The sequence below is a fragment of the Streptomyces sp. NBC_00286 genome, assembly GCF_036173125.1.
Classification (GTDB): domain Bacteria; phylum Actinomycetota; class Actinomycetes; order Streptomycetales; family Streptomycetaceae; genus Streptomyces.
In genome coordinates this window covers 5,538,201-5,560,851 of record NZ_CP108054.1, presented here as the reverse complement: position 1 = coordinate 5,560,851, position 22,651 = coordinate 5,538,201, and the positions used below count along the sequence as shown (strand labels likewise).

Below are 22,651 nucleotides of genomic sequence, written 5' to 3'. Positions count from 1 at the left end.
GATCCCGTGCCCTACACCTCGACGACGGCCTCCTGCGAGGCAGCCGTCGAGTCCGCCATCAGCGGCGCGTCGACCGGCACGTTCCGCTTCACCAGCGCCAGGGCGACCGGGCCGAGCTCGTGATGACGTACGGACGTCGTGATGAAACCGATCTTGCGCCCCTCCGGGCCCTCCTCCGCGAGCCGGATCTCCGTACCGTGCGGCGGCAGATGCACCTCGCTGCCGTCCAGGTGGAGGAAGACCAGCCGCCTCGGCGGCTTGCCCAGGTTCTGGACGCGGGCGACGGTCTCCTGCCCCCGGTAGCAGCCCTTCTGCAGATGCACCGCCGTACCGATCCAGCCCAGCTCGTGCGGAATGGTCCGGTGGTCGGTCTCGAACCCGAGCCGCGGCCGGTGCTGCTCGACGCGCAGCGCCTCGTAGGCCAGGAGCCCGGCGGCCGGCCCGTGCTTCTCGGCGTACGACTCCAGATCGCCGCGCGGCAGGAACAGATCACGCCCGTACGACATCTCTCGTACGACGACACCGTCCGGCACCTCGGCGATGGAACCCGCCGGCAGATGCACGACCGCGAATTCGCTTGTCCCGTCCGCGACTTCGACCCGGTAGAAGAACTTCATCGACTCCAGGTACGCGATCAGCGCCTCCTGCGTACCCGGCTCCACATGGGCCCACGTGGTCGTCCCGTCGTCGACGAGATACAGCGCGTGCTCGATATGGCCGTGCGCGGAGAGGATCAGCGCCTCGGTGGCGTGGCCGGGCGGGAGGTCGGAGACGTGCTGGGTGAGCAGCAGGTGCAGCCAGCTGAGCCGGTCGTCGCCGGTGACGGTGATGACGCCGCGGTGCGAGAGGTCGACGAAACCCCTGCCGTCGGCGAGGGCACGCTGTTCGCGGAACAGGTCGCCGTAGTGCGCGGCGACGCCTTCGTCCACGCCCTCGGCGGACACGGCACCGGGCAGGGACAGCAAGGGGCTCTTCATGGGCATACACCCTACGACCGAGTAGTTGCGTGTTTTATTTCCTGCTCGCGCTCTTGCCCGCGCAGTCCTTGCACCGGCCGAAGATCGCGAAGTGCTTCATATCGGTGTCGAACCCGAAGCTCTCCCGCAGCTGCGCCGTGAAGTCCGCGGCGACCGACACATCCGCCTCGATGACGTTCCGGCAGTCCCGGCACACCAGGTGGAGATGGTGATGACGGTCGGCGAGATGGTACGTGGGCGCCCCGTGCCCGAGGTGGGCGTGCGAGACGAGCCCGAGCTCCTCGAGAAGCTCCAGCGTCCGGTACACGGTGGAGATGTTGACCCCCGACGCCGTCTTCCGCACTTCCCCGAGGATGTCGTCGGGCGTCGCATGCTCCAGCGAGTCCACAGCCTCCAGCACAAGCTGCCGCTGCGGCGTCAGCCGGTACCCGCGCTGCCGCAGATCACTCTTCCAGTCAGTGCCTTCGGCACTGCTTCCGGTGCTTCCGGTACTGCTCTGAGTGCTCACCACACTGGAAAGTCTATGGCTACTTGAAGAACGCGATCCCGTCGTCCGGCATGTCGTCCGGAAGGGCCTTGGCCCAGCGTTCGACGTCCTCGGGGCTGACGACCTTCTTGAGCTGGGCGGACATGTAGGGACGGAGCGGTACCTCGGGGGTCTGCTTCTCGCCGACCCACATGAGGTCGCTCTTGACGTAGCCGTACAGGCGCTTGCCGCCGCTGTACGGGCCCGAGGCCGCCGTGCGCGCGACCGCGTCCGTCGCCAGGTCGATCTGCGGCTTCTTGTCGGCCAGCTCGCCGTACCAGACCTCGACGACGCCGTCGTCGCGGACCATCACGACCTCGACCTTGCGGTCGGCGTCGATACGCCAGTAGCCGGTCTCGGTCTCCAGCGGCTTCACCTTGTTGCCCTCGGAGTCCAGCACCCACGTACGCGAGTGGTACTCGAGGAAGTCCCGCCCGTCGTGGCTGAAGCTGACTTCCTGGCCGAAGTTGCACTTCTCGGCACCGGGGAAGTCGTGGACGCCCGCGCCGGTCCAGCTGCCGAGCAGGAAGGCGAGGGGGACCAGGTCCTTGTGGAGGTCGGACGGGATCTCGATCATGATCAGCTCAGAAGTCTCGTACGTGGGTGATGGGGGCGTCCGTGACGGCGCTCAGCGCTGGCCCTGGTACAGCTTCTTCACGGTCAGCCCGGCGAAGGCGAGAACGCCGACGCAGACCAGGATCAGCAGAACCTCGAAGAAGATCTCAAGCACAGGGTGCTCCTTGAATGAGCGGGGTTGGGCGTAGGGCCCGTACACAGAGCCGGGCTCCAGCTTACGCGGCCGTGGAACGGCGCTCCGTGCGAGGTGCCGCGACCAAGCAACCATGCTGAAGTCCGATGCGGTTCGGGCAGCGCCCCAAAGGGGCGCGGGGCTGTGACATATGCGGCTCCGCCGCGATGGGGGTCCCCCCGCTCGAGCGCAGCCGAGAGTGGGGGAGCGACCAGCCCCCACCGGCCCGCGGCCTCATCACTGCACTTCCAGCGGAGCGCCTAGGCTTCTTCCTATGGCGAAGAAGCTCGTGATCAAGGTGACGGCCGGGGCGGACGCTCCCGAGCGGTGCTCGCAGGCGTTCACGGTGGCGGCGGTCGCCGTGGCCAGCGGGGTGGAGGTCTCGCTCTGGCTGACCGGTGAGTCGGCGTGGTTCGCGCTGCCGGGCCAGGCCGCCGAGTTCGAGCTGCCGTACGCGGCCCCGCTCCCCGACCTGCTCGAATCGGTACTGGCCGGCGGCCGCCTCACGCTCTGTACGCAGTGCGCGGCCCGGCGGGACATCACGGAGAAGGACGTGATCGAGGGCGTACGGATCGCGGGGGCGCAGGTCTTCGTGCAGGAGGCGCTGGCGGACGACACCCAGGCGCTCGTCTACTGACCTGTTGGGTCTGTCTGTGTCCACAGGCAGAACGGGTGCCCGGAGGGGTCCAGCAGCACCCGTACATCGTCCTGCGGCTGATAGTCGGCGAGCGTCGCGCCCGCCGCGACGGCCCGCGCGGTCTCGCCCTCCAGGTCGTCGACCTCGATGTCGAGGTGCAGCATCATCTGCTGGTCACCGGGTTTGCGGGTGGGCCAGACGGGCCGGACGTACTCCCGCTCGGTCTCGAAGGCGAGCGAGACGCCGTCCCCGTCCGGGGGCCCGATGAGCACCCAGTCGGGCTCGTCGCCACGTACCTCGTACCCGAGCAACCGCACGTAGAAATCGGCCAGTTGATGCGCGTCGTGCGCGTCGAGCACGACGGTGGACACCTTCGTACGAGTCATGGCCCCGTTCTAGCGGCGGCGCTTCGTACCGTCGAGTCTTACCGCTCTTACCGTCCAGGCCGCCGCTTCTTGCCGTCCAACTCGTCCCACCACTCGTCGGACTTCGGATCGCCGGAGGGGTCGTCCCACCAGCGGTCGTCCGGGCCGCGCCGGTTGGCGACCATGGCGGCGAGGGGCGGAATCACCATCGCCACGACGCACATCCCGACGGCCACGGGCATCGACCAGAGCCGCACGACTCCCCAGGCCAGGACGAAGAGTCCGATGCACGTGCCCATCATGGCGAAGTAGGCGTGACGCCGTCGTGCGTACATACCTCCAGCGTAGGCCCGGAGAGGCCCGGAGTTCCGGGCAGGCCGAAGGGCCGCACCCCGACCAAAAGTGGTGGCGTCCAACTCCCAGGGGTGCGGCCCTTCGGCCCTTTCATACGGTGCGTGCCGTCGGACCGTTCAAACGGCGATCCGACGGCAATCAGGCGTCGTTCAGACGGCGATCGCGACCTCGGACAGCCCGCCCGTCTGGGCGACGACCGTACGGTCCGCGGTACCGCCCGGGACGAGGGCGCGTACGGTCCACGTGCCCTCGGCCGCGTAGAAACGGAACTGTCCGGTCGCCGAGGTCGGGACCTCGGCGGTGAACTCGCCGGTCGAGTCAAGCAGGCGGACGTAGCCGACCACGGGCTCGCCGTCCTTGGTCACCTGGCCCTGGATGGTGGTCTCACCGGGCTTGATCGTCGAGGCGTCGGGGCCGCCGGCCTTCGCTCCACACATGTGCTGCTCCTGAGAGTCTGAGAGGTAGTTGAAAGGTCGGGGGCTTACTTGTTGGCGCCGAGCTCGATCGGCACGCCGACGAGGGAGCCGTACTCGGTCCAGGAACCGTCGTAGTTCTTGACGTTCTCGACGCCGAGCAGCTCGTGCAGGACGAACCAGGTCAGGGCCGAGCGCTCACCGATGCGGCAGTACGCGATGGTGTCCTTGGCGAGGTCGACCTGCTCCTCGGCGTAGAGCTCCTTGAGCTCGTCGTCCGACTTGAAGGTGCCGTCGTCGTTGGCGTTCTTGGACCACGGGATGTTGCGGGCGCTCGGCACGTGGCCGGGGCGCTGCGACTGCTCCTGCGGCAGGTGGGCCGGGGCGAGCAGCTTGCCGCTGAACTCGTCGGGCGAGCGGACGTCGACCAGGTTCTGCGCGCCGATCGCGGCGACGACATCGTCACGGAAGGCGCGGATCGAGGTGTCCTGCGGCTTGGCCTTGTACTCGGTCTTCGGGCGGTTCGGCACCTGGGCGCCGTCGACGAGGTCGCGGGAGTCCAGCTCCCACTTCTTGCGGCCGCCGTCGAGGAGCTTGACGTTCTCGTGGCCGTACAGCTTGAAGTACCAGTAGGCGTACGAGGCGAACCAGTTGTTGTTGCCGCCGTAGAGAACGACCGTGGTGTCGTTGGCGATGCCCTTCTCCGACAGGAGCTTCTCGAAGCCCTCCTGGTCGATGAAGTCACGGCGGACCGGGTCCTGGAGGTCCTTGGTCCAGTCGATGCGGATCGCGTTCTTGATGTGGTTCTTGTCGTACGCGGACGTGTCCTCGTCCACCTCGACGACGGCCACACTCGGGTCGTCCAGGTGCTCCTGGACCCAGTCCGCGTCAACCAGGACGTCGCTGCGGCTCATTCTGTTTCTCCTCCGGGGCAGTTACGGCGGGGCGGTACGTCGATGAGTGGGTGCGGTACGCGCAGGACAGCGGCGGCGTACGTGGCGCACGGGGGTGGCCCTGACCTGGTGAGCGCGTCAAAGGGCCCGGGGATCGCGGAAGACGGCGCTTCCGCTCAGAAGGTGCGACAGAGCATGGCGGCGACACGGCACAGGTCTACTGCCCGCCGCTTCGTCAGATCCGCCTGCTGTCGCTTCATGGGGTCGATCGTAGGGAGGGTGGGGCTGGCATGTCACCGGCGTGTCGGATGATGAGACGTGATTGTCCGCGATGCGGGATGAAGGGGCGGGGAAGTCGTGCTCGGTCGCGTTCGTACGGGCCTTGCAGACGCGTCGCCTTCATCGCATCTGCTGGGCGGACGGGGGCGTCTCGCCTTTCGGACAGCGGAGGGTTTCGTACGCGCGCCCCCGCCCCGCATCGACTGCCGTCTTAAATCGACTCGACTGCCGTCTTACATCGACTCCCGTCCTACCCGGCGAGTGTGACGTCCGAACCCTTCACCGTGATATCGACGCCGTTCGAGGCCGCCTCGACCTTGTCGAGCTTGATGCCGCCGGGGAGGCCGTCGATGCGCTGCTGGAAATCGGTGACCGTACGAGCCTTGTCCTCGGCGAGCTGGACGCCGAGGTCGGGGAGCGAGTCGGCGCGCGCCCTGACGACGTCGCCCTCGACGCTGACCGTGCTCAGTACGGAGACGGGCTGGGGGAGCTTGGTGCCGAGCACCGTGGCCTCGACCTCGACCTTGATCTTGCCGTTGCCGCCGTCCGAGAGGCCGACGACTTCGGCGGTGACTCCGCTCGCGAGCTGTACCGGTTCGGACTTGGCGGCCTTGAGGAGTTCGTCGTACGAGATCGTGGCCGAGCCGGTGGCCGAGTCGGCGGTGGCGGAGCTGTAGTCGCCGGAGAAGGCGACGCCGCGCATCTGGGCGGTGAGGTCGTCGATACGGATCTTGTCGGGGCCGGTGTTCTGGACAGTGCCGCCGGTGTCCGCCTCGTAATTCTGGATGCCGACCTCTATCTCGTCGAGTTCGCCGCCGACGATCTGGGTGAGGAAGGGGAAGCCCTTGATCGACACGTCGGGGGTGCTGGCCAGGCCCTCGCTGGTCTTCAGCTGGTCCGCGGCCTCGTCCTCGGCGAAGCCGACGAGTACGCGGTCGGCGATGACGAAGAGTCCGCCGAGAATGACGGCGACGATCAGGAGTATTCGCAGTGCGCGCATGTCTTGGTGTTCCCCCACCTCGGCATCGACGGCCTCTGGTGGCCGTCGAGCGAGGGTAACTCGGGTGGGGGGTTGGGGGGTGGGGATTGGGTTGGGTTGTCGATCACCTTTGAATCCTCCCCTCCCTGAAGAGGGGATTCCTGGCTCAGGCCGCCTCCTGGAGCAGCGCTCCAGGAGGTCTTGTGCCCTCGGCACCAGCCGGGTTGAGACCAGCCCGGACGAGCATCACGCGGGCGGAGTTCTTGTCCCTCGGACGGGACACTCCGCATGCGGTGCAGGTGTAGGTGCGCTCACCCAGCGGCAGTGCGTGCTTGGCTCTCGCTCCGCACTGCGCGCAGTCCATCGTGGTGTGCGCGGGGTGGACCAGGCGGAGGTCCCGCCCGTGCTTGCGGCCCATCTCGATCAGGGCCTGTTTGGTGGCGCCGATGGCGGCGTCGGCGGCCTTGCGGGCCGTGGTGGCCCTGGCCAAGAACTTCGGCTGCTCGCCAAGGCTGGCAGCGGTACGGGCGCTCCACGCCTTGAACCGGATGCGGCGACACTCCGCGTCGCGACACCCGAATGCGCTTCCTCCCCGGCGTGGACACCGGGACCTCCTCGCAAAGAAGGGGTGACAGGTGGGGGTTGGGGGCCTGGGGTTTTCGCCCCCGCCGCCCTTACCCGTCCGGCTATCCCCTCAGACGCCCTTCGGGGCTCCGCCCCGGACCCCGCTCGGGGGCCAGCCCCCGGACCCCGCTCGGGGGCCAGCCCCCGGACCCCCGGTCCTCAAGCGCCGGACGGTCTGTTTTTTCAGCCCGTCCGGCGTTTGAGGACGAGGCCGTTCAGGCCGATGGGGTCCAGTGGCGGAGCCCCTGGTGGGGTCTGGGCCGAGCCCCAGCGGGGTCGAAGGGGCGGAGCCCCTTGGTATGGGACGGGTAGGGGCGGCGGGGGCGAGACAACCCCGCCCTCAGCCCAGCGCCCTGCCCAGCAAGTACACCGCCGGAGCCGCCGCCGCCAGCGGCAAGGCAACTCCCGCCGTGAAGTGGACGAAACGGGACGGGTAGTCGTAACTGGCGACCCGGTGGCCGATCAGGGCACAGGCGCCGGCCGCGGCACCGAGGAGGGCACCGTCCATGCCCAGGTCGGTCAGACCGCCGGCCACGAGGCCAACACCCGCCGCCGCCAGCAGGGCAACAAGCACCGACGCCGGCGTCGGCAGGGGAAGCGCGCGGGCCAGGATCGCCGCCGCAACCGCCGCACCACCCACCGTCACCGCATCCGCGACCGCCGCGAGATGCCCAGTCGCGAGAATGGCCAACGCCGCAGAAGCAACCGTGGCCATCAGCCCGTACATCCGCTCATCGGGTTCGGCCCGGCTACGGAGCTGCAGGACCAGTACGAGCAGGACCCACACTCCGAGCGTGCCGAGAATCGCGGCGGGGGCGTGTTCACGCCCAGCCGAGAGCAGCACGGCATCCGCCGTGAGCGCACCCGCGAAGGCCAGCGCGATGCCCTGCCGGGCGGGCCACATGCCGTTCAGCCGGAACCAGCCCGCCGCGGTCACCGCCTGCAGGATCACCAGCGGAACGACGAGTGCGTACTCGCCGACCGCCGCCGTTCCCGCAAGCAGCAACCCGAGTACCGCCGTGAGCACGGCCGGCTGCCCACCCGGTTCGATGATCGGCGAACGCCCCTCGGCGCGGGCCCGCTGGGCGTCGGTGACGCGGGGGTTGCCGGTGAGGGTGGGCGGCCCGTAGGCGGGGGCGGAACCGGAGGCAGGGACAGCGGCAGCCGGATCGCCAACTGCCGCCGACGCGGGCGCAGTTGCGGGCACAGTTGCGGGCACGGACGCAGGTGCAGCGGCAGACGCGGGCGCGGGCGCGAAGTCCCCGTACGCGGGCCCCTGCACGTACCCCTGGCCCTGGTCCGCGTGATCCCAAGCCGAAGCCGGAGCCCCGTACACCTGGGACGGCTGATCCGAAGCAGAACCCGGAGCTGGAGCCCCGTACCCCTGAGACCCCTGGTCCGAGGCCAGAGCCCCGTACTCCCGGGACCGCTGGTCCGACACCGGAGCGGGAGTGGGAGCCCCATATCCCTGAGGCCGCAGATCCGAAGCCGGAGCCCCGTACTCCTGCGACCGCTGGTCCGAAGCCGAAGCCGAACCCGGAGCCGAACCCGGAGCTGGAGCCCCGTACTCCCGGGACCGCTGGTCCGACACCGGAGCGGGAGTGGGAGCCCCATATCCCTGAGGCCGCAGATCCGAAGCCGGAGCCCCGTACTCCTGCGACCGCTGGTCCGAAGCCGAAGCCGAACCCGGAGCCGAACCCGGAGCTGGAGCCCCGTACTCCCGGGACCGCTGGTCCGACACCGGAGCGGGAGCTCCATATCCCTGGGACCGCTGGTCCGATGCCGGAGCTTGAGCTCCGTACCCCTGCGGCCGCTGATCCGACGCCGGCGCCGCATAACCCGACGCCTGGCCCTGAGCCCCGTACTCCCCAGCCCCGCGATCCCACCCGGAACCAAGAACCCCGTACCCCTGCCCCGTCCCATACACCGGCTCAGCCGGAGCCTGACCAGGAGCCGGAGCCGGACCCGGATTCGAACCCGCAGCCGGAGTCGGAGCCGGACCCGCATCCGGCGCTGCAGCCGGAACCGCGTTCGGCGCCGCAGCCGGAGTCGGGGTCCGAGCCGGAGACGGCCCCACACCCGCACCCGGAGGCGGAGCCGCAGCCGCATTCGGCCCGCCAGCCGGAGGCGCAACCCGCACCGGACGCGCATGCGTCTGCGTGTCCCACGTCTGCCCCTCCCACTGCTGCGTCTGCTGCTGCGGGTCCTCGTCGGAGGCCTGCTGCCCGGGCCAGCGGGGCTGCTGCTGATGGGAGCCGTGCCCCTCACGGGAGCCGCGGCCCTCGTGGGAACCATGCCCCTCACGGGACCCAAGGCCTTCACGGGAGCCGTGGACCTGATGGGAGCCGTGGCCCTCCTCGGACCCACGCCCCTCACGGGACCCGTGGCTCTGATAGGAGCCGTGGCCCTCCTCGGACCATCCCCCGCCCTCGGCGTCGCTCGAGCGGGGCGCCCGCCACTGCTGGTTGCTCATGATGCCCGTCACCCTCCTGCGAACGGCGGGAGCACCTCGACCGTGCCGCCCTCGGCCAGCCGTACCGTCTCATGTCCGCGGGTGCCCACGGGGTCACCGTCGATGAGGAACGAGCATCGCCGCAGGACGCGGACGAGTTCGCCGGGGTGTCGTTCGCGCGCCGCGTCGAGCGCTTCGGCGAGGGTCTCCGCGTCGTACGGCTCCTCGGCGACTCCGGCGGCGGCCTTGGCGGCGGCCCAGTAACGCACCGTGCCCTGTGCCATCAGGTTCCTCGATCAGTCAGTCAGTGAGTCAGTCGGTAACTGTCATGGTTACGGTCGGCACGGACAGGCTAGTGCGCGGCCGACGCCGCCCACGCACCGATCCGCCCCAGCAGCGCATCGTCCGCCGCGTGCTCCGCGTGCCCCATGCCCGCCTCCAGCCACAGCTCTGCGTGGCCCTCGCCCGCGGCGGCCAGCATCCGGGGGTGGTCCAGCGGGAAGTAGCCGTCGAGTTCGCCGTGGACGATGAGCAGGGGTGTGGGGGCGATCAGGGGGACCGACTCGACCGGGGAGAGGGGGACCGGGTCCCAGTCGCGGTGGTGGATCCGGGTGCGCAGGCCGTAGCGGCTGATCGTGCGGCCGAGCGGGCGGGTCACCACCCAGTGCAGGCGGCGCATGGGCTTCGTACCGCGGTAGTACCAGCGCGCGGGGGCGCTCACCGACACGACCGCGTCCGTATACGCTCCCGTGCGCCCCACTTTCTCCTGGGCTGCCCCTCGGCGGTGCATCGCCGCATGCCGGAGCACCACCGATCCGCCCATCGAGAAGCCGACCGTGGCGACGCGGGTGTGGCCGAGCTCTCGTGCCCAGGCGACCGCCGCCGCCAGGTCGAGCACCTCCCGGTCGCCCACCGTGGAGAGCCCACCGGAGGCCCCGTGGCCCCGGAATGAGAACGTGACGACGGCCGCGTGCTCCGCGAGAAAGCCTGCCACCCGACGTACATGTGGCCGGTCGAGATCTCCGGTAAAGCCGTGCGCGACGACGATCGCGAGGTCGCCGGAAAGACCGCTGGAATGATCGCCGGGCGGAGCCCCCGAAAGCTCGGAAGGCGGCGCTGACGTGCCCCTTCCAGGCTCGTACAGGGCATCGATCGTGACCCCGTCGACCGTGCGCAGAAACGTCCGCTGTTCGGCTCGCGGGGCTGTCTCAGGTAGTGGACGATTGAAAGATCGCGTCACATGACCTGCCGGACCTTGGTTCATGTGGGCTATTCTGCTGGGCATGAAGGACTCGGGCAGCGTAGCCCCCGGGTCCTTTTGCGCTTTCAGGAGCGATGTATACGAACGCTGTATACGACGCGAAAGTACGACGTGAAGTCGTGAAAGCGCGAGCCGCGGCGCCCGGGGGCGCGGGAGCCGCACAGTGTTCGAAGCAGTGCCGTAAACGTCCTCGCAGGGACCGAGGAGGAACCAGACGTTATGGGCGAGCGAACCATGCACGACCGTAGGACGACCCGGGTAGGTGGGACACGATGAGTTCTCTGCTGCTCCTGACCAATGCCCTTCAGCCGTCGACGGAGGTGCTCCCCGCTCTCGGCCTGCTTCTGCACAATGTGCGCGTGGCTCCGGCTGAGGGCCCCGCTCTCGTCGACACCCCTGGTGCCGACGTCATCCTCATCGACGGCCGCCGTGATCTGCCGCAGGTACGCAGCCTGTGCCAGTTGCTGCGGTCGACCGGCCCCGGCTGTCCGCTGATCCTCGTCGTGACGGAGGGCGGTCTCGCGGCCGTCACCGCGGACTGGGGCATCGACGACGTACTGCTGGACACCGCCGGCCCGGCGGAGGTCGAGGCGCGGCTGCGGCTGGCCATGGGCCGCCAGCAGATCGTCAACGACGACTCCCCGATGGAGATCCGTAACGGCGATCTGTCCGTCGACGAGGCCACCTACAGCGCCAAGCTCAAGGGCCGGGTCCTGGACCTGACCTTCAAGGAGTTCGAGCTGCTGAAGTATCTGGCCCAGCACCCTGGTCGCGTTTTCACCCGCGCCCAGCTGCTCCAGGAGGTCTGGGGTTACGACTACTTCGGCGGTACGCGCACGGTCGACGTGCACGTGCGGCGGCTGCGCGCGAAGCTCGGTCCGGAGCACGAGTCGCTGATCGGGACCGTCCGGAACGTCGGTTATCGATTCGTTACGCCGGAGAAGCTGGACCGCACCGCGACCGAGGTCAAGGCCCCGGCAGAGCGGTCAAATCCGGAGGATGCGGACGAGACGGCGCACCTGGACGCCACCTCGGACGCCGGGCTCACGGCGGAGGCCGAGGAAGCCGCCGTACGACCTGCCCAGAGGTAGGTCCATCCGCGTAGACTCCGCGCGTGGCCAAGGTGACTCGGGATGATGTGGCGCGGCTGGCGGGTACTTCCACCGCCGTCGTCAGCTATGTCATCAACAACGGACCCCGGCCGGTCGCCCCGGCCACGCGCGAGCGTGTACTCGCCGCGATCAAGGAGCTGGGGTACCGGCCCGACCGGGTTGCCCAGGCCATGGCCTCGCGGCGGACGGACCTCATAGGCCTGATCGTGCCGGACGCGCGCCAGCCGTTCTTCGGCGAGATGGCGCACGCGGTCGAACAGGCCGCCTCCGAGCGCGGAAAAATGGTGCTCGTCGGCAACTCCGACTACGTCGGCGAGCGCGAGGTCCACTATCTGCGGGCCTTCCTCGGCATGCGGGTCTCCGGGCTGATCCTCGTCAGCCACGCGATGAACGACCTCGCCGCCGCCGAGATCGAGGCGTGGGACGCCCGGGTGGTGCTGCTGCACGAGCGGCCCGAGGCGATCGACGACGTCGCCGTCGTGACGGACGACATAGGCGGCGCCCAGCTCGCCACGCGTCACCTCCTGGAGCACGGTCACGAGTACGTGGCCTGTCTGGGCGGTATTCCCGAGACCCCGACCGTCGGTGACCCGGTGTCCGACCACGTCGAGGGGTGGCGGCGTGCGATGCAGGAGGCCGGCCGGTCGACCGAGGGCCGCCTCTTCGAGGCCCCCTATAACCGTTACGACGCCTACAAGGTGGGCCTCGAGCTGCTGTCCGGGCCGCAGCGGCCGCCTGCGATCTTCTGCTCCACCGATGACCAGGCGGTCGGTGTGATGCGGGCGGCGCGTGAGCTGCGTATTGATGTGCCGGGGGAGTTGGCGGTTGCCGGGTTCGACGACATCAAGGAAGCGGCGCTTACTGATCCGCCGATGACGACGGTTGCCTCCGACCGGTCGGCGATGGCGCGCGCCGCGGTTGACCTCGTCCTTGACGACGGGCTGAGGACGGTCGGCTCGCGCCGGGAGCGATTGAAGCAGTTTCCTTCGCGGTTGGTTGTGCGGCGGTCTTGCGGCTGCGAGTAGCTCCGCCGGTTGGCGCAGTTTTTCGGGTGCGGGTCCGTTGGGGCTGGTCGCGCAGTTCCCCGCGCCCCTCACGGGGCTGAGGGAGCCGTCTGCTTGACAGCCGCGCACCCCTGACGGGGCCCGGAAGCCGGAAGGCTGTTCTTCGACTGCAGGTCCGTCGTGGCTGGTCGCGCCCACGCGGCGGAGCCGCACATGTCACAGCCCCGCGCCCCTAACGGGGCGCTTTTATATCGGGCAAACGCGGTTCTGGCGGGCTTCTCAGGAGGGACTCAGGGAGCTCTCATGGTTGGGGGCCAAGCTCTGAGTCATGACCGAGAGCTTCCGCCGCAACGGCGAGTACCCCCAGGGCGAACAGCAGCAGCAGTCCGCGTACTCCCAGCAGGAGCACGCCACTTCCCAGCAGGAGCCCCCCGCTTTCGCGGGACCCTCCGCGGGATCCCCCGTAAACCCGGAGTGGCCGCCTCCGCCGGCGCACGAGCCGCCGACGCACAACCCGGCGCCGCCGTACGAGCCGACGCATAACACGGCCTCGACGCACGACCCGATGCACAACGCGGCCTCGGCGCACGAGCCGGCGTACAGCGCCGCGCCGACGCACGACCCCTCGCAACCGGCCGCCACCCCCACCGCTCTCCTCAACGAGCCGGTCTCCGCCGGCGCCCACCGCCGCGGGCGTGCCCGGGGGCCGTTGGCGTTGCTGGCCGCCGTGGCGATAGCCGCCGCGGCTGTGGGCGGCGGTACCGCGTACGCCTTTCAGGAGCTGAGCGGGAACGACACCGGGGTGACCACCAGTTCCACCGCGAACGTCGTGCCCACCGCTCAGAAGGGCACCGTCGCCGGGGTCGCCCAGGCCGTCAGCCCGAGCATCGTTGAGATCAACGCGACCTCTGCGGTGGGCGAGTCCACCGGGTCCGGAGTGATCATCACCGGCGACGGCGAGATCATCACCAACAACCACGTCGTCTCCGGCGCCGACTCGATCAAGGTGCGTACGAGCGACGGCAAGTCGTACTCCGCGGAGGTCGTCGGCACCGACAGCAAGAAGGATCTCGCGCTGATCAAGCTGAAGGACGCCTCCGGGATGAAGGCCGCGACGCTCGGCAACTCCGACGGCGTCAAGGTGGGCGACCAGGTCGTGGCGATCGGCTCCCCCGAGGGCCTGACCGGCACCGTGACCAGCGGCATCATCTCCGCGCTCGACCGTGACGTCACCGTCTCCACGGAGCAGGACCAGGGTCAGGGCCAGGGCGGCGGCAACGGCCAGTGGCCGTTCGGCTTCGGCGGCCAGGAGTTCAACGGTGACACCGGTTCGTCGACGACGACGTACAAGGCGCTCCAGACGGACGCCTCCCTCAACCCCGGCAACTCCGGCGGCGCGCTCATCGACATGAACGGCAACATCATCGGCATCAACTCCGCGATGTACTCGCCGGCTTCCGCCACCTCGGCGAACGCGGGCAGCGCCGGCCTCGGCTTCGCCATCCCGATCAACACCGTCAAGTCCGACCTGAACACCCTGCGCGCCGGCGGCTCGGACAACTGAGCCACCCACACCGAGCTGCGGCTCAGCGGCTCCGGACGACCTTGGAGGTCGCCATGACCAGGAACGTATCGATCAAGCAGGTGTCGCATCACGCGGCAGACGAGGCGGCCCGGCCCGCCGCCACCGGGCCGGCCGCCTTCGCCCTCGCCCTCGACGTGGCCCGCGCCCTGCACCCGCCGCTCGCGCGGGCGCCCGAGGTGGCCCCGGCGCCCGCCACCGCCGCCCGGCCCGCGCGCAGGGCGGCGGCCCGTCGCCGTACCGTACGGAGTTGAGCAGGTTTACGAGCTTGATCCGTACGACGCCGCAAACGTTCCCGGAAACGTGCGACGCTGAAGGCGGCCCGAGCCGGCCCCCACGACCCATCTCACCCGAGGAACTGACCCCGATGAGCTCCGCCGAAGGCGACCGTGACATCCAGCGCATCCTGATCGTCGACGACGAGCCCGCGGTGCGCGAAGCACTCCAGCGCAGCCTCGCCTTCGAGGGATACGACACCGAGGTCGCCGTCGACGGTGCGGACGCGCTGGAGAAGGCCACCGCGTACCAGCCCGACCTGGTCGTCCTCGACATCCAGATGCCCCGCATGGACGGCCTCACCGCCGCCCGCCGGATGCGCGGCGCCGGCACCACCACGCCCATCCTCATGCTCACCGCCCGCGACACGGTCGGCGACCGCGTGACCGGGCTCGACGCCGGCGCCGACGACTACCTGGTCAAGCCCTTCGAACTAGACGAGCTCTTCGCCCGGATCCGTGCCCTGCTGCGCCGCAGCTCGTACGCGGCGTCCATCGCGGGCGCCACCCAGGACGACGAGGCCATGACCTTCGCCGACCTCCGCATGGACCTCGCCACGCGCGAGGTCACGCGGGGCGGGCGGCAGGTGGAGCTGACCCGTACGGAGTTCACGCTGCTGGAGATGTTCATGGCGCACCCGCGCCAGGTCCTCACCCGCGAACAGATCCTGAAGGCCGTCTGGGGCTTCGACTTCGAGCCCTCCTCCAACTCCCTTGACGTGTACGTCATGTACCTCCGCCGCAAGACCGAGGCGGGCGGCGAGCCGCGCCTCGTGCACACGGTGCGGGGGGTCGGGTATGTGCTGCGATCGGGCGGCGCGGAATGAAGGGAGTCCCGAAGGTCGTACGGCGCCTGCGGTCGCTGCCGATTCGCTCGCGCTTGGCGTTGCTGGTTGCGGCGGCGGTGGCGTTCGCGGTAGCGGCGGTTTCGGTGGCTTGCTGGTTCGTTGTGCAGACGAAGTTGTATGACGAGCTGGACGACGATCTGACGGCGAAGTCGCACAAACCACAATCGATCGCAGAGATCCAGAGGCTCCTCAGCACCTGCCCCGAGACACCGGGCGACACGGATGGCTACCAGCGCCGGAGCGACTACTACTTCCAGTTGGTCAAGGCCGATGGCACCCCCTGCGCCTTTGGCGACTCCGCGGGCACGGTGAAGGTCACCGACAGCGACATCGATGCGATCGAGAACGCCTCCTCCGGCGGGCGATTCCGCGACGGCACCGACAGCGACGGCAATCACGTACGCGTGCTGACGATTCCCCTCGGCGAGGTGAGCATCGGCGACCAAGTTGTGTCCGAGGGCACCGCCCTCCTCGTCGCCTACCCCCTCCACAGCACCGAGTCCACCCTCAATGAACTCGCCCTGCTCCTCCTCGCCGTCTCCGGTATCGGAGTGGCGGGCGCGGGAGTGACGGGCCTGTGGGTCGCCCGCGCCGGCCTCCGCCCCGTAGACCAACTCACGGACGCGGTAGAGCACGTGGCCCGCACCGAGGACCTCACGATCCGCATCCCGGTGGAGGACAACAGCGAGGACGAGATCGCCCGCCTCTCCCGCTCCTTCAACTCGATGACGGCGTCCCTGGCCTCCTCCCGCGACCTGCAACAGCAACTGATCGCGGACGCCGGCCATGAACTCCGTACGCCCCTGACCTCGCTCCGTACGAACATCGAACTCCTCAGCCGCAGCGAGGAGACAGGCCGGGCGATCCCGCCGGAGGACCGCAAGGCGCTGCTCTCCTCCGTGAAGGCCCAGATGAGCGAACTGGCGTCCCTGATCGGCGACTTGCAGGAACTGTCCCGCTCGGACTCGGGCCAGCAGGGCGACCGCGTCCAGATCCTGGACCTCCAGGAAACGGTGGAGTCGGCCCTGCGCCGCGCCCGCCTGCGCGGCCCGGAACTGACGATCACGGCAGACCTCGAGCCCTGGTACGTACGCGCCGAACCCACCGCACTGGAGCGGGCGATCGTGAACGTCCTCGACAACGCCGTGAAGTTCAGCCCCGACGGCGCCACGATCGACGTAAACCTCAAGGCCGGCGAACTGACGGTCCGCGACCACGGTCCCGGCATCCCCACCGAAGACCTCCCCCACGTCTTCGACCGCTTCTGGCGCTCCCCGTCCGCCCGCGCCCTCCCAGGCTCGGGCCTGGGCCTGTCCATCGTGGCCCGCACAGTCCAACAGGCAGGCGGCGAAGTGACATTGACCCCGGCGGAGGGCGGCGGAACGGCCGCGACCATCCGGTTGCCCGGCGCCCCGACGCCGCCGCCCGCGCTGGACTGAGCCGATTCTTCCGGACCGCGCCGGACGGACGTGGGCCGGAAGGGTCGGACGGACGCGGCCCGGAGGGTTCGGTCTCAGCCCGCCTGTGACGGTGTCTGCTTCATGCCGTCGACCACGGCGCGGTTCTTGATGGCCATGGTGAAGTTCACCGTGCCGGGCTTGATCAGGGCGTCCACTCCGTTGAGCTGCTTCACCTGGACATTGCGCGAGCCAAGGAAGACATGGGTCTTCTTGTCGAAGATCCACTCCTCGCGCTGCCCGCTCGTCTCGTCCAGCCGGGCCACCGCCACCCCGTGCCGGCCGGCCGCGTCCACCGCGTCGTCGACGACGACGACGCCGGGAATCCTGGCGGCGGCCTCGAACAGTGTCGAGTAGAGCTCCGGCGGCGGGTAGCTCTCGCTGAGCAGGTCACCGATGGTGGCGAAGGCCTGCTGGTCGGGGGTGTTCCCCTGGCCCTTGGTCTCCTTGTAGATCTTGGCCAGCAGTGCGTCGGGGTCCGTGGTCAGCTTGGCCAGGTAGTCGTACGACGGGTTGCCGAGATCCGCCTTCGGGGTGTTGCCCTGCTCGTCGGGCAGGCTCAGGGTCTCGCCCTCCGGGCTGCGGTTGACGGCGGGGTCGATCAGCCAGCCCTTGACGCCGTCCGGGGACTTCCAGATCTGGCGGCGGTGCAGTTCGTGGCTGGCCAGGCTGGTCTTGTCGTCGACGGTCTTCAGGAAGGTGTCGGCCGCCACGGACTCGATGTAGATGTACTGGCCGGGCTTGACGGTCGGGTGATCGCTTTCTGCCGCCGCCAGTGAGATCTGGTCGATCAGCTGGGGCACTCCCTTCGTGGTCGCGGTACCGACGTCGGTGGTCAGGGCCGGGCCGGTGGCGAGGCCGCTCTCCCGCACTCCCTCGTCACCGCCGGATGTCACCATGCCGCCGACGACCACCGCGGACAGGGCGGCCGCCATCGCGGGCAGCGTGATCGCCGGGCGCGGCAGCCGGAATCGCCGTACCTTCCCGGGCGTCGCCGCGGCCGCCGCGGGCGCTTCCCGCTCTCCCTGCTCTTCCCGCTCTTCGCGCTGGATCTGCTCGTGGATCTGGGCCATCAGATGCTCCTTGTGGAACTCGTGGCGGCCCGTCGGCAGGTCACGCGCCGTCTGGGAGAGAAGCTGTGCCTCCCGATCCCCCTCGGCAGGGTGCTGCCGGGACGTGTTCGCGTTCATCGGTTTCCTTCCTGTGCGGGCCGGATCGCGTTCATGTGGTCGCCTCTTGTCTGTCGGGCGGGGCGGGGGGCTTCCCGTTTTCCACGAACTTTCTCGAGTGCGGTTTCGGGAGTGGGGCGACCCAAGTCGCTTACGGGGCGCGCCAGTTGGGCCTCGGCGATCGCGCGCAGCTTCTTACGGGCCCGGGAGAGCCGGGAGGCGACGGTGCCCACCGGGATGCCCAGTGCCTCGGCCGCGGCCTCGTAGTCGAGGCCCTCCCCCAGGCAGAGCGTGATGACCTCGCGTTCGGGTCTGCGCAGGGCTGCGAGCGCGGTGAGGGCGGTGGCGAGGCGGTGCCGGTCGTCGACGCGGTCGACGACCTCCTCGGCATGGTCGGGCACGGAGAGTTCCGCCGCCGCGGCGGCGTTCGCGGCACGGCGGTAGCGCCGGTTGCTGCGGAATTGATTGCGTGCCGTGTTCGTGGCGATGCCCAGCAGCCAGGGCCGTAGGGAACCGCCCTCGGGGTCGACTCTGTCCCGCAGCCGCCACGCCTCCATGAAGGTCGCGGCCATCACGTCCTCGGCCGTCGACCAGTCCGCGGTCAGCCGGAACGCGTGGTTGTAGACCGCGCGGGAGTACGTGTCGAAGAGCTCGGCGTAAGCGCTCGGATCCCCGGCCCGTACCCGGGTTCGCATATGAGTGGTCACCTCTATGAGCTGTACGGCACGAGGCACCGCCTTCCCGTGACGTGCGTCACGCCTCGTCCATCAACTGCCCCGCGGGGGCAGGGCTGTTGCGGGAACTTGTGACACTTGGACGTGTAAGTGTCACAAGTTCCCGCAACAGCCCACCCACCCCACCCCTCAGCTGCGGCGCGTCCTCGGCGATGGCCCTGCGCAACGCCGTCGGGGTCCGCTCAGGCATGAGCGGCACGATCGGATCGGGTTCCGCAGTCTGGGCAGCCATGACCGATGTCCTCCCAAGCGCCGTGTCTACGACCGTAGCCACGCTCACCGTCCCGGAGCGGCTTGTCCGCGCACGGGATCCGGCGGAGGCAGCAGGCCCTGGACGAGGACCTTCTCGACGGCCAAGGCGTACAGGTTGGCCAGTACGTCCGGCCCTTGACCGAACTCCTCGTCGGTCAGCGTGCACCCCATCCGCTCACGCAGCACCTTGCGCGTGGCGGCGACACTCCGCGATCTGGTCTGCGGCGAGCTGCTGGGCTGCCAGCCCCTCGACGAGTTGCCCCAGGGCCCCCCGGCCCCTTGGCGACCTGGGCGAGATGGTCGCGGGCCCGCCGGGACACCTGAATGGTCGTGATCTCTGCCATGGCATCACCGTGACCGGACCGCACGCCTTCCCGTCCCGGCTCCTCCCCCACTGCACCCGATGGTGTTTACGCCCGCCGCACCCTTGACACCCTTCGCATACGCGGACCAGTCGCTTGGTGCAGTCTGGCACCCCTGGCTCATCGGCGGAGCCGTCACCGTGGTTGCCCCCACGGCCGGGGCCCGGCCATCCGCTACGACCCCCGACAGCACCCACCCGAAGCTCACCCCGTCGAAAGCCCGCCGCCCACGCGATCTAGGCTGGGGCCGGATCTTGAACAGGGGGACACGGGGACAGGGGGAGCGGGCAGTGCGAGTGGAGCGGATAGAGCGGCATCGGGTCGGTGAGGCGGCGGTTTCGGCCGTACGGGAGGACTTCAGCAACCGCATCGGCTCGCAGGTCCATTCGATGTCGAAGGCCGGGCCGGTGACGTCGTACGAGTGGTGGATGGTGGCCGAGGAGTTCGTCGACTACCTCGGCGCGCTCTCCGTCGAGACGCCGGATCTCCACACCCCGGAGGCGAAGGCGGTGTTGCAGGACGCCGCCGAGGCCGCCGCCGGAGCCGTGGCGTATGCGGCGTACTACCCGCACGCCCAGTTCCAGGTCTTCCTCAACTACGTCAACTGGGGCATGGTCTACGAGGCCGGATCCGAGGGCAGCCCCACGTCCGTCACCGCTGCCAAGTGGCTCGACGCCTTCTGCCTGGCCGTTCTCGCCGACAAGGCCCAATGGCACGGCGAGGCCTTCCACTTCGCCCGCGAACATCCCCAGAGGGGGCGGGCCGGACACCCCGAAGCCGAGCTGATCAACGGTTTCATGGCGTACGTCATCGGCGACACCGGAGACGACGACGCGAACTACCCGCCGTCCCGCGAGGAGAAGCGCGCCGCGATCGACGCGGCCCTCGCTCGAATGCGGTCCCGCGCTGCCGAGAGCGCCGAGAGCACCGGGAGCGCCGAGAACCTCGTCGACCATCCGTACAGCATCGGCCTGTACGCCCTGCGCGCGCTGACCGTCGGCGACCAGGACGAGTTCGGGAGGGCGGTCGTACGGCTGCTGCTACCCCTGACCGACATCCCCGGTCCGGGAGCACGTCCGAACAGCCTGCTGCCGCTGCTCCCCCTCGCGCTCACGGCACTGGCGTACCGCCGCGAGGGCTGGCCGTCCCCCGTCGACACCGGCTACCTTCCGCACGCGCTGATCACCGGTTTCGAGACCGCACCGCCGAGGGTGGGCCCGTACGGCCGTGACCGGCGCGCGGACGCGATCACCGAACTGGCCCACGGTGTGGTCGAGTTCGTGCGCCCCATGGATCCGCAGCCGCTGACGCTGGAGAGCGCGGCTCAGTTCGAGCGGTTCACCAGGGAGGCCTTCACGCCGGTGCCCGGCGAGCAACTCGCCGTCTGGCAGCTGACGCACGCGATGACCGACCAGGAGATCCTCTTCAAGACCCGCGCCTCGCACTCCGCCGACGTCACGGACCTCCAGCTCGGAAACCTGCGGCTCGCCGCGGAGTTGGGCGCCGCGCTCTTCCGTACGACGCTCGCGGAACCCGGCACCGATGTCGAGGTGACGATCGACGGTACGACGGTGAGGTATCCCGCGGGCCTCGACGAGGAAGCGAGCCCCGGCGCCTGGCACAAGGCCGTCGGCTTCGCCCTGATCACGGGCCGCCGCGAGGACCTGGCGCCGCTGGTCCTCGCCGGCCCGACGTGCGCCCGCAAGGACGGTTCCCTCTTCGCCTCGTACCGCGAGGCCCTGCACGACTACCTGCGCGGCGAGGACCCGGAACCCGCCACGGACCGCGCGCTACAGGACTGCGAGAAGGCGAAGAACCAGACCTTCCTCCCGCCCCCGGCCGTCCTCTTCTCCCAACTCGTCGAAGGCGACGAACAAAGCTTCAACCTGGCCCTCCTCGACGCCCTCGAAGCCCACCGCGACCACCACCGCATCGCCGACCGCGCCACAGACTGCGACGCCGCGATCAACCTGGACATCCTGGCCCTGACCTGCCATGCACGCCGCCGCGGCTGGAACATCCGGGTCACGTCGCCGTACCTGCCGGCGCGGATCCTGAGGGCAGCGGAGCCGTTCTAGGCCCGCACTTCGTGCTTGACCTGTGCCAGGAACGACGCCCATGAGGTCGCGCCGAACACGAGCACGCCGCCGTCCGGGGTCTTGCTGTCGCGGACCGGGACTATGCCGAGGTAGCCGTCGGCGACCTCGACGCAGTTGTTGGCTCCCCCGTCGCTATAGCTCGACTTGCGCCAGGCAGCGGCGCTGAGGTCGGGGATCACGCGGTCTCCTTCACCGCGCCCACGAACGCGGACCACGACGACGTCCCGAAGACCAGCGCGCCGCCGTCCGGGGCTTTGCTGTCACGGACCGGGACTACGCCGACATAGCCGTCGGCGACCTCGACGCAGTTCGAGGCTCCCCCGTCGCTGTAGGACGACTTGCGCCACACGGCGGTGCTGAGGTCCGGGGTTCGGTTCATGATCTGCACTCCTCCAGAAGTCGCTTGATGAACGCCGTCGACTCCACCGGAGTCAGGGCCGCGTCCCTGACCAGATCGTAGGACAAGCGGTAGGACAGGACCTTGTCCGGATCGTCGATCAGAACGCCGATCCCGTTGCCTTCCACGTAGGCAACGGGATCGCCGACTCGCTGCCACAACAGGATGAGGTCGCTGTTCATGAGGTCGTGCACGCCAGCGGTGTAGGGCAGCACCTGGAGCGCGACATTCGGGAGTTCCGCCGCGTCCAGCAGATGCGACAGCTGGTCTGTCCACACCTTCGCGTCGGGAACCGCGCGCCGCAGCGCCCCTTCGTCCAGGATCACGCGCACGCTCGGCGCCGTACCCCAGTACAGCAGCTCCTGCCGTCCCAGGCGCAAGGCCACCTGCTCCTCGACTTCCTCGCCGTTGCCAGCCGTTGTCTGCGCGCCAGACAACCCTGACAACACCGCTCGGGCGTAGTCCTCGGTCTGCAACAGCCCCGGCACCCGAAGTTGGAACAGCCACATGACGCGCGCCGTGGCTTCCAGTTCCATGAAGGCCTTGTACTTGTCCTTGATGACCTCCTTGCGCGCGGCGCGCCACAAGCGAACCAGCAGGTCATCTGTGCCGTGATACCTGTCCAGGTCCTCCATGACCGCCCGTTTGGAGAGCCGTTCCCCCGTTTCCAGGCGGTACAGATAGCTCTTGTCGTACGCCGTCTCCTCGGCCAACTGCCCCAGCGACTTACCGGCCTTTTCCCGCAGGAGCCGCAACGTCCGCCCGAGGGCTGCGCGCCCCGACTGCCCTTCCGCGTCAACCTGTTCGCCCACGTCACCCCTCCCCGTTGTCTGGCGCTCCAGACAACACCAA

26 protein-coding genes and 1 pseudogene are annotated in these 22,651 nt (G+C 69.3%); 8 read left to right on the top strand and 19 right to left on the bottom strand.

Features of this window, described 5'->3' with window-relative positions:
* Positions 1 to 11: 11 nt before the first annotated feature.
* From ygfZ to OHT21_RS25600, 3 genes are read right to left on the bottom strand one after another with little or no spacing between them, the layout of a single operon-like run.
* Positions 12 to 977, bottom strand: coding sequence for a CAF17-like 4Fe-4S cluster assembly/insertion protein YgfZ (gene ygfZ, locus OHT21_RS25610; protein WP_328770677.1), 966 nt, complete (start codon positions 975 to 977; stop codon positions 12 to 14).
* Between the two features lie 34 nt (positions 978 to 1,011).
* The gene (locus OHT21_RS25605; protein WP_328774216.1) at positions 1,012 to 1,485 is read right to left on the bottom strand and encodes a Fur family transcriptional regulator; all 474 of its coding nucleotides are present in this window, start codon (positions 1,483 to 1,485) and stop codon (positions 1,012 to 1,014) included.
* 19 nt (positions 1,486 to 1,504) lie between these two features.
* On the bottom strand, positions 1,505 to 2,080 hold the full coding sequence (locus tag OHT21_RS25600) for an FABP family protein (RefSeq protein WP_328770676.1): 576 nt from the start codon (positions 2,078 to 2,080) through the stop codon (positions 1,505 to 1,507).
* Positions 2,081 to 2,525: 445 nt separating this feature from the next.
* Here OHT21_RS25600 and OHT21_RS25595 point away from each other — a divergent pair, with 445 nt between their 5' ends.
* Positions 2,526 to 2,888, top strand: a complete 363-nt coding sequence (locus OHT21_RS25595; RefSeq protein WP_328770675.1) for a DsrE family protein — start codon at positions 2,526 to 2,528, stop codon at positions 2,886 to 2,888.
* Here the strand turns inward: OHT21_RS25595 and OHT21_RS25590 are convergent.
* The 10 genes and pseudogenes from OHT21_RS25590 to OHT21_RS25550 all read right to left on the bottom strand — a co-directional run bounded on the left by OHT21_RS25590 (position 2,882) and on the right by OHT21_RS25550 (position 10,511).
* The gene (locus OHT21_RS25590) at positions 2,882 to 3,274 is read right to left on the bottom strand and encodes a VOC family protein (RefSeq protein WP_328770674.1); all 393 of its coding nucleotides are present in this window, start codon (positions 3,272 to 3,274) and stop codon (positions 2,882 to 2,884) included. The two genes, OHT21_RS25595 and OHT21_RS25590, sit on opposite strands and share 7 nt — an antisense overlap.
* A gap of 47 nt (positions 3,275 to 3,321) precedes the next feature.
* A complete protein-coding gene (locus OHT21_RS25585) occupies positions 3,322 to 3,588 on the bottom strand; it encodes a DUF3099 domain-containing protein (protein ID WP_328770673.1) in 267 nt (88 codons plus the stop codon).
* Positions 3,589 to 3,756: 168 nt separating this feature from the next.
* Positions 3,757 to 4,044 carry a DUF1416 domain-containing protein gene (locus OHT21_RS25580; protein WP_190087958.1) on the bottom strand — a complete coding sequence of 96 codons (288 nt, stop codon included), beginning with the start codon at positions 4,042 to 4,044 and terminating at the stop codon, positions 3,757 to 3,759.
* Between the two features lie 44 nt (positions 4,045 to 4,088).
* The gene (locus OHT21_RS25575) at positions 4,089 to 4,934 is read right to left on the bottom strand and encodes a sulfurtransferase (protein ID WP_328770672.1); all 846 of its coding nucleotides are present in this window, start codon (positions 4,932 to 4,934) and stop codon (positions 4,089 to 4,091) included.
* Positions 4,935 to 5,089: 155 nt separating this feature from the next.
* On the bottom strand, positions 5,090 to 5,173 hold the full coding sequence (locus OHT21_RS44745) for a putative leader peptide (protein ID WP_352376456.1): 84 nt from the start codon (positions 5,171 to 5,173) through the stop codon (positions 5,090 to 5,092).
* Between the two features lie 269 nt (positions 5,174 to 5,442).
* Complete coding sequence (locus OHT21_RS25570; protein WP_328770671.1) at positions 5,443 to 6,192, bottom strand: LmeA family phospholipid-binding protein; 750 nt, start codon at positions 6,190 to 6,192, stop codon at positions 5,443 to 5,445.
* A 145-nt stretch (positions 6,193 to 6,337) separates the two neighbouring features.
* Positions 6,338 to 6,673, bottom strand: a pseudogene (locus OHT21_RS25565) (zinc ribbon domain-containing protein); the annotation flags it as partial.
* Between the two features lie 462 nt (positions 6,674 to 7,135).
* On the bottom strand, positions 7,136 to 8,386 hold the full coding sequence (locus OHT21_RS25560) for a hypothetical protein (protein WP_443050426.1): 1,251 nt from the start codon (positions 8,384 to 8,386) through the stop codon (positions 7,136 to 7,138).
* A gap of 890 nt (positions 8,387 to 9,276) precedes the next feature.
* A complete protein-coding gene (locus OHT21_RS25555) occupies positions 9,277 to 9,531 on the bottom strand; it encodes a MoaD/ThiS family protein (RefSeq protein ID WP_328770670.1) in 255 nt (84 codons plus the stop codon).
* A 68-nt stretch (positions 9,532 to 9,599) separates the two neighbouring features.
* Entirely contained in the window at positions 9,600 to 10,511 is a 912-nt protein-coding gene (locus tag OHT21_RS25550) for an alpha/beta hydrolase (protein ID WP_328770669.1), read from the bottom strand.
* Positions 10,512 to 10,780: 269 nt separating this feature from the next.
* Between OHT21_RS25550 and OHT21_RS25545 the strand changes: the two genes are divergently transcribed.
* The 6 genes from OHT21_RS25545 (at position 10,781) to OHT21_RS25520 (ending at position 16,768) form a co-directional block, all read left to right on the top strand.
* The gene (locus OHT21_RS25545) at positions 10,781 to 11,599 is read left to right on the top strand and encodes a winged helix-turn-helix transcriptional regulator (RefSeq protein ID WP_328770668.1); all 819 of its coding nucleotides are present in this window, start codon (positions 10,781 to 10,783) and stop codon (positions 11,597 to 11,599) included.
* Between the two features lie 23 nt (positions 11,600 to 11,622).
* Positions 11,623 to 12,645, top strand: a complete 1,023-nt coding sequence (locus OHT21_RS25540) for a LacI family DNA-binding transcriptional regulator (RefSeq protein WP_328770667.1) — start codon at positions 11,623 to 11,625, stop codon at positions 12,643 to 12,645.
* A gap of 307 nt (positions 12,646 to 12,952) precedes the next feature.
* The gene (locus OHT21_RS25535) at positions 12,953 to 14,188 is read left to right on the top strand and encodes a S1C family serine protease (RefSeq protein ID WP_328770666.1); all 1,236 of its coding nucleotides are present in this window, start codon (positions 12,953 to 12,955) and stop codon (positions 14,186 to 14,188) included.
* A gap of 53 nt (positions 14,189 to 14,241) precedes the next feature.
* Entirely contained in the window at positions 14,242 to 14,460 is a 219-nt protein-coding gene (locus tag OHT21_RS25530) for a hypothetical protein (protein ID WP_328770665.1), read from the top strand.
* Positions 14,461 to 14,573: 113 nt separating this feature from the next.
* The gene (locus OHT21_RS25525; protein ID WP_328770664.1) at positions 14,574 to 15,308 is read left to right on the top strand and encodes a response regulator transcription factor; all 735 of its coding nucleotides are present in this window, start codon (positions 14,574 to 14,576) and stop codon (positions 15,306 to 15,308) included.
* Positions 15,305 to 16,768: a sensor histidine kinase gene (locus tag OHT21_RS25520; RefSeq protein ID WP_328770663.1), complete on the top strand. Its 1,464-nt coding sequence runs from the start codon at positions 15,305 to 15,307 to the stop codon at positions 16,766 to 16,768. The genes OHT21_RS25525 and OHT21_RS25520 overlap by 4 nt, the downstream gene beginning before the upstream one ends.
* Positions 16,769 to 16,842: 74 nt before the next feature.
* On the opposite strand, the gene OHT21_RS25515 is transcribed toward OHT21_RS25520, so the two are convergent.
* The 3 genes from OHT21_RS25515 to OHT21_RS25505 all read right to left on the bottom strand — a co-directional run bounded on the left by OHT21_RS25515 (position 16,843) and on the right by OHT21_RS25505 (position 19,112).
* Entirely contained in the window at positions 16,843 to 17,976 is a 1,134-nt protein-coding gene (locus tag OHT21_RS25515; protein ID WP_328770662.1) for a CU044_5270 family protein, read from the bottom strand.
* The gene (locus OHT21_RS25510; RefSeq protein ID WP_328770661.1) at positions 17,973 to 18,650 is read right to left on the bottom strand and encodes an RNA polymerase sigma factor; all 678 of its coding nucleotides are present in this window, start codon (positions 18,648 to 18,650) and stop codon (positions 17,973 to 17,975) included. Before OHT21_RS25510 ends, OHT21_RS25515 begins: the two co-directional genes overlap by 4 nt.
* A 315-nt stretch (positions 18,651 to 18,965) precedes the next feature.
* The gene (locus OHT21_RS25505; protein WP_328770660.1) at positions 18,966 to 19,112 is read right to left on the bottom strand and encodes a hypothetical protein; all 147 of its coding nucleotides are present in this window, start codon (positions 19,110 to 19,112) and stop codon (positions 18,966 to 18,968) included.
* Between the two features lie 481 nt (positions 19,113 to 19,593).
* On the opposite strand from OHT21_RS25505, the gene OHT21_RS25500 reads away from it, so the two are divergent.
* A complete protein-coding gene (locus tag OHT21_RS25500) occupies positions 19,594 to 21,381 on the top strand; it encodes an immunity 49 family protein (protein WP_328770659.1) in 1,788 nt (595 codons plus the stop codon).
* On the opposite strand, the gene OHT21_RS25495 is transcribed toward OHT21_RS25500, so the two are convergent.
* Genes OHT21_RS25495 through OHT21_RS25485 form a run of 3 tightly spaced genes read right to left on the bottom strand, consistent with a single transcriptional unit; the run spans position 21,378 to position 22,611 of the window.
* Positions 21,378 to 21,581 carry a DUF397 domain-containing protein gene (locus tag OHT21_RS25495; RefSeq protein ID WP_328770658.1) on the bottom strand — a complete coding sequence of 68 codons (204 nt, stop codon included), beginning with the start codon at positions 21,579 to 21,581 and terminating at the stop codon, positions 21,378 to 21,380. The two genes, OHT21_RS25500 and OHT21_RS25495, sit on opposite strands and share 4 nt — an antisense overlap.
* Positions 21,578 to 21,781: a DUF397 domain-containing protein gene (locus OHT21_RS25490; protein WP_328770657.1), complete on the bottom strand. Its 204-nt coding sequence runs from the start codon at positions 21,779 to 21,781 to the stop codon at positions 21,578 to 21,580. The genes OHT21_RS25495 and OHT21_RS25490 overlap by 4 nt, the downstream gene beginning before the upstream one ends.
* On the bottom strand, positions 21,778 to 22,611 hold the full coding sequence (locus OHT21_RS25485) for a helix-turn-helix domain-containing protein (protein ID WP_328770656.1): 834 nt from the start codon (positions 22,609 to 22,611) through the stop codon (positions 21,778 to 21,780). Before OHT21_RS25485 ends, OHT21_RS25490 begins: the two co-directional genes overlap by 4 nt.
* Positions 22,612 to 22,651: the final 40 nt, after the last annotated feature.